The organism is bacterium (assembly GCA_037147175.1).
Lineage (GTDB): Bacteria > Cyanobacteriota > Vampirovibrionia > Gastranaerophilales > UBA9971 > UBA9971.
Genome location: JBAWVS010000084.1, coordinates 1 through 5,393, shown reverse-complemented (window position 1 = coordinate 5,393; position 5,393 = coordinate 1). Strand labels below are relative to the sequence as shown.

Sequence of the window (5,393 nt, the reverse complement as noted above, 5' to 3'; positions counted from 1 at the left end):
TTCTACATAGGAGTTACTAAGTTTTAAATAGGGGAGTTTTTTGGGTTGATGTCACTATACAGATTTCATACAGAAACTTACATGTGATTTTTTGCATCATTTTTTAACATTCGAAGCTTTGTCCGGACTTTTAATTTATAATGATTCCTCAAGGAGATAAAATGCAAAAATACTATGAAAAACAAGGATTTAGGCTGTATCATGGGAATTGTTTAGAAGTTTTAAAACAAATTCCTGAGAATACTTTTGATATGATTTTTGCAGATCCGCCGTATCATTTATCAAATGGGGGCTTTACTTGTCATGCCGGTAAAGCTGTTTCGGTGAATAAAGGCAAATGGGATGAGAGTAAAGGTATTGAAGAAGACTTTCAATTTCATATGGAATGGATAAACGCCTGTAAAAAAGTATTAAAACCATCAGGAACAATATGGATTAGCGGAACTTATCACTCTATTTATTCTTGTGGTTTTGCTCTTCAAAAATCAGAATATAAAATTCTTAACGATATAATTTGGTTTAAGCCTAATGCCTCACCTAATTTAAGCTGCAGATATTTTACGGCAAGCCATGAAACGCTTTTATGGGCTATAAAAGACAAAAATGCAAAACATACTTTTAACTATGAAAATATGAAAAACGGCGATTGGGAAGATGATTTCCTTAAAAAGCCTGATAAGCAAATGCGTTCTGTATGGGCAATAGGTGCAATTAAAACTCATGAGAAAAAATACGGAAAACATCCGACGCAAAAACCTTTAGAATTATTAAAACGTATAATCCTTGCCTCGACTAATAAAAGAGACTTAATTCTTGATCCGTTTGCCGGAAGTTCCACAACCGGTATAATGGCAAATAAATTAGGTAGAAAGTTCGTTGGGATTGATATAGAATCAGAATACTTAGATCTGTCAATTAAACGTTTTGAAGATTTACCGCAAATAAAAAAAGAGGTCTTATGTCAGTAGTTTTAGAAAAAATTTATATTTCCGAAACCTTGCCAATAGTTAAATGGGCAGGAGGTAAAAGACAGCTTCTTACCGATTTGAAAAATAATTTACCGAAAAAATTTAACCGGTATTTTGAGCCTTTTATTGGTGGCGGTGCATTATTTTTTAACCTTCACCCTGAAAATTCTTATATTTCCGACATTAATCCTGAATTAATAAACCTTTATCAAGTTATAAAAAATAATGCTTATGAATTAATTGAAGATTTAAAGCAGCATAAAAATACAGAAGAATATTTTTATGAAATTAGAAATATTGACAGAAACAGCAGATACAAAAAGTGGTCTGATATTCAAAAAGCAAGCAGATTTATATATATGAACAGAACCTGCTTTAACGGACTTTATCGAGTTAATAGCAAAGGTGAGTTTAATGTTCCTTTTGGAAAATATTCAAATCCTCGTATTCTTGATGAAGTAAATTTATTAAATTGTTCACAATTATTCCAAAATACTGAAATTAGACATTCTGATTTTTCAGAAATATTAAAGCATGTTCAAAAAGGTGATTTTGTTTATTTTGATCCGCCTTATGCTCCTTTAAATGAAACATCAAGTTTTACTTCTTATACAAAAGAAGGTTTTGGAGGGGATATGCAAGTTAAATTAAAAGAACTTTGCGATGAACTTGATAATTTGGGCGTTTATTTTATGCTTTCAAATTCCGACACAAAGGGGATCAATGAATTATATAAAAATTATGAAATAAAAAAAGTTTTTGCTTCCCGTGCAATAAATTCTGTTGCAAGTAAGAGAGGGAAGATAACAGAGGTTTTAGTGAGGAATTATTAGATGAAAGCTGGTGGAATTGGAGGAGGTAATACAAGAACTGGTCTTGTTTTTGAGCTTAAGACAGATTTGAAGACATTTCTTAACCAAGTTAATGGATATTTTGTTAATGATAAAGGCGAAGTATTTTATGACAATGAAGCAGTTGGCTATATTTTTAAAGGACATGGACTTTATAAATTTTTAAAAGAACATAACATTGATTGGAAGAAGATTATTTCAAAACGATTATTGCCGGATGATTCTATTTATGTTCTTTTAAACAATGTATTTTACGTTCTTGAAAGTAAATATCAAGGAGGACAAGGATCTGTTGATGAGAAATTGCAAACTTGTGATTTTAAAAAGAAACAATATAAAAAATTATTATCAAAATTAAATATGGAAGTTGAATACATTTATATATTAAGTTATTGGTTTAAAGATCCTAAATATAAAGATGTATTGGATTATATTCATAGTGTTGGCTGTGATTACTATTTTGAATATATTCCTCTTGATCGATTGGGCTTACCTGTTCCTGAAAATAATACATTGGTAAATCAAAAAGGATAAATCATGAAATTTTTATCAGCTTATAAAGAATTATTGGGGTGCAGCAACGAAGATGAAATTTTTCAGTATTTTCTGAATAATTTAAAACCATCTAATAATTTGTGGACTTATTTTGTAAACTGGGACAAGGTATTTGAAAATATTAAAGATATTGAAATAGGGTTAAATACTCTTAATTACCTTATCGGCAAAGATAATTTTGACGAGGAATTCATAAGTCTTATACGACATAATCCGCACTTAATTAAAATTTTGCCTGCTTTAGTTGTTAGAAACGGAGATAACAGCAAAAAGTTCAAGATTCTCGTTGATTTTAGAAATAAAATGCTAACTTATGAAGATTTTGATTTTAGTATAAAAAATCCTACTGAAGAAGATTTGAAAAAATATCTTAAATTTATTACAAATACCGGCTTTAGAGAATTAATTATTAAAAAAAGAATTAAAAATCTTGTTGATTACATGATCGGTGTTGAAGCAGGTCTTGATAGTAATGCTCGAAAAAATAGAGGCGGTCACTCTATGGAAGATATAGTTGGCGTCTTTGTTCAGGATTTATGCGTAAAAAAAGGCTATAGCTATTTAAAAGAAGCTGATGCTAAAAAAATTAAGGAAACTTATGGAATCGAAGTTCCTGTTGATAAGTCTTCAAGGCGTTATGATTATGCTATAAAGACAGAAACAGAACTTGTTTTAATGGAAGTTAATTTTTATGGTGGTGGCGGATCAAAATTAAAATCAACAGCTGGAGAATATAGAGATTTATCTAATGTTTTAGAAGACAAGTTTAAATTTGTTTGGATTACCGATGGTTTAGGTTGGAAAACAACAGCAAGACCACTAAGAGAAACTTTTAACCATAATGATTACTTGCTCTCATTAGCGATGCTTGAAAAAGGAATACTTGAAAAAATATTATAAATGAATAATTTTTTGTTTTTCTTTTAGAGAATTTGGAGTTAAAAGCTAGGCAAGGCCTATAATTAAAGTTAAAGTCAATATTTTAATAATCAAAATTTAGCACAAGTACACTTGACAGGTTAATAGTTGAATGGTAAAGTAATAATATTGTTACTTCATTTTTTCGGAGAAATTATATGGAACAATTTAAGCGATTCGGAATAGATTTGGAGAAAGATCATTTTGTGGAAACTTCAATTTACGGGATGGCTTGCGTTTATGCGCTTATAGAAAAAGAAATAGAAAATTATCTGAAGCAGCACGGACTCAGCACTTCCAGATTCAACATGATGATGGTGGTAAAACACCAAGGCAAAGAAGAAGGTATAAGTCAGATAGAAATCGGCAAACGGCTTGTCGTAACGGCTTCCAATATGACAAAACAGCTTGATAAGCTTATTACAGAAGGTTACGTGGAACGTTCAGCGCAAGTAGGCGACAGGCGAGTAAACCTGATTAAGATTACCCAAAAAGGTTCCGATTTACTTGATGAAGTTTGGCAAGGCTACTACGAAACAATTTCCGGCATTGCAGACAAAATTCCCGTGCAGGACAGAGAAACCCTTTCGCGCATCCTCGCCGGCTGGTTTGAAAAACTCGAAAAATAAAATATAAATTTCACAGAAAACTAACTTTACCTTATGAGTGCTACTTAAGGAGATTTTGTCATGAATTTTACTGAAATATTTCTCGAAACCGAAGATAATACAAGTATTGCGATTAATCATTATGATTCAAAAAGAGATTCTGTTATTATAATCGCCCACGGCTGGTATATGTGCAAGGATTCAAAGTATTTTAAAGCAATCTCAGAAGACTTTTTCTTAAATCATGATGTAATAACTATGGATTTCAGAGGACATGGCAAAAGCTCCGGGCTTTATACTTTTTCGGCAAAAGAGCCGGAAGATTTAAAAACAGTCGTAAATTATGCAAAACAAAGATATTCAAAAATCGGTTTAATCGGATTTTCTTTAGGGGCGGCGATTTCTATAATTCATACGGCAAAATACAATGACATCGACTCGCTTATTGCAGTAAGCTCGCCTGTAAGTTTTGACAAAATTGAAAGCCGATTTTTCAAAAAAGAAGCTGTTATCCCGACTATTGAAAAGTTTGAGCTGTTCAGAAGTCTGTCTGTACGCCCAGGTAATATATTATTAAATAAAGTAAACCCTTTAGATGTCGTTCAGGAAATTGTTTCTGCGCCAGTGTTATTTATTTCCGGCGCAAAAGACCCGACTATCTATCCATGGCATTCACAAGAGTTGTATAATAAATCTTGTGAGAAAAAAGCACTGTCTATTTTTGAAGATGATTTTCACGCGGAAGATCTTTATATCAATTCCCGTGAAAGGTTTATGAGCGAGTGCAACAGTTGGATGTCAGTCTTAGAGAGCGAGTTGAGGGTTCGAGTATGAAAAAATTTTTTACTATTATTCTTTCGGTTTTAATATTTTTTGCGGTTAATTTGCCGATTTTAGCCCAGGCTGTAAATAATGCAACAGCTAATGAAGTCACCCCAGATAAAAATATTATTGTTTGTGATAGTAATTCGTCCAACTATGATTTATGTTCAAAATTGATTTTTTCTCAAAAAAATATCGAATTAAAAAGTGACTTAATGCAAGGATACAAAGCAAATTTATACAAAATTCAAAATAATTCAGAGAATGATATAGAAATAATTTCCATTGATAATATTGAAAACTGGAAAGCAGCTGCTAGGCTTAGAATAGAAAACAGGAAACAATTACATGGCAGTAAAGAAGGAGAGTATGAGCTTATTATAATATTATTTTTAGTTCCGCCTTTTATTTTAGCTTCTCCAATATTTATTCCTTTGGGCGTATGTGGCTTATTGTATGAAACAACTATAGGTAAATTAAAATTAGTAATCGGAAATAAACAAATTCTTAAAGAAGCAGAACAATTTAGGGAGTATTCTATGCCCGCTTCAGTAAAAAAAGGTGAGAGCCTTTCATTATTATTGTTGGCAGATGAAAAGAAAGTTCAAGCTAAAGGCACTAGTGCATTGTTAATTTAATTTATTAGGATAAAGTTTTTTTAACTTAATTCT

At 31.4% G+C, this 5,393-nt stretch carries 7 protein-coding genes; all 7 read left to right on the top strand.

Annotation, left to right across the window (positions count from 1 at the left end; translation table 11 throughout):
* Positions 1 to 161 precede the first annotated feature (161 nt).
* The 7 genes from WCG23_12825 to WCG23_12795 all read left to right on the top strand — a co-directional run bounded on the left by WCG23_12825 (position 162) and on the right by WCG23_12795 (position 5,360).
* Positions 162 to 968 carry a site-specific DNA-methyltransferase gene (locus WCG23_12825; protein MEI8390753.1) on the top strand — a complete coding sequence of 269 codons (807 nt, stop codon included), beginning with the start codon at positions 162 to 164 and terminating at the stop codon, positions 966 to 968.
* On the top strand, positions 959 to 1,801 hold the full coding sequence (locus WCG23_12820; protein MEI8390752.1) for a DNA adenine methylase: 843 nt from the start codon (positions 959 to 961) through the stop codon (positions 1,799 to 1,801). The genes WCG23_12825 and WCG23_12820 overlap by 10 nt, the downstream gene beginning before the upstream one ends.
* Positions 1,802 to 2,353, top strand: coding sequence for a hypothetical protein (locus WCG23_12815; protein ID MEI8390751.1), 552 nt, complete (start codon positions 1,802 to 1,804; stop codon positions 2,351 to 2,353).
* 3 nt (positions 2,354 to 2,356) lie between these two features.
* Entirely contained in the window at positions 2,357 to 3,274 is a 918-nt protein-coding gene (locus tag WCG23_12810; GenBank protein ID MEI8390750.1) for a type II restriction endonuclease, read from the top strand.
* A gap of 176 nt (positions 3,275 to 3,450) precedes the next feature.
* On the top strand, positions 3,451 to 3,921 hold the full coding sequence (locus WCG23_12805) for a MarR family transcriptional regulator (protein ID MEI8390749.1): 471 nt from the start codon (positions 3,451 to 3,453) through the stop codon (positions 3,919 to 3,921).
* 60 nt (positions 3,922 to 3,981) lie between these two features.
* Entirely contained in the window at positions 3,982 to 4,734 is a 753-nt protein-coding gene (locus WCG23_12800) for an alpha/beta fold hydrolase (protein ID MEI8390748.1), read from the top strand.
* A complete protein-coding gene (locus WCG23_12795; GenBank protein MEI8390747.1) occupies positions 4,731 to 5,360 on the top strand; it encodes a hypothetical protein in 630 nt (209 codons plus the stop codon). The genes WCG23_12800 and WCG23_12795 overlap by 4 nt, the downstream gene beginning before the upstream one ends.
* Positions 5,361 to 5,393 lie beyond the last annotated feature (33 nt).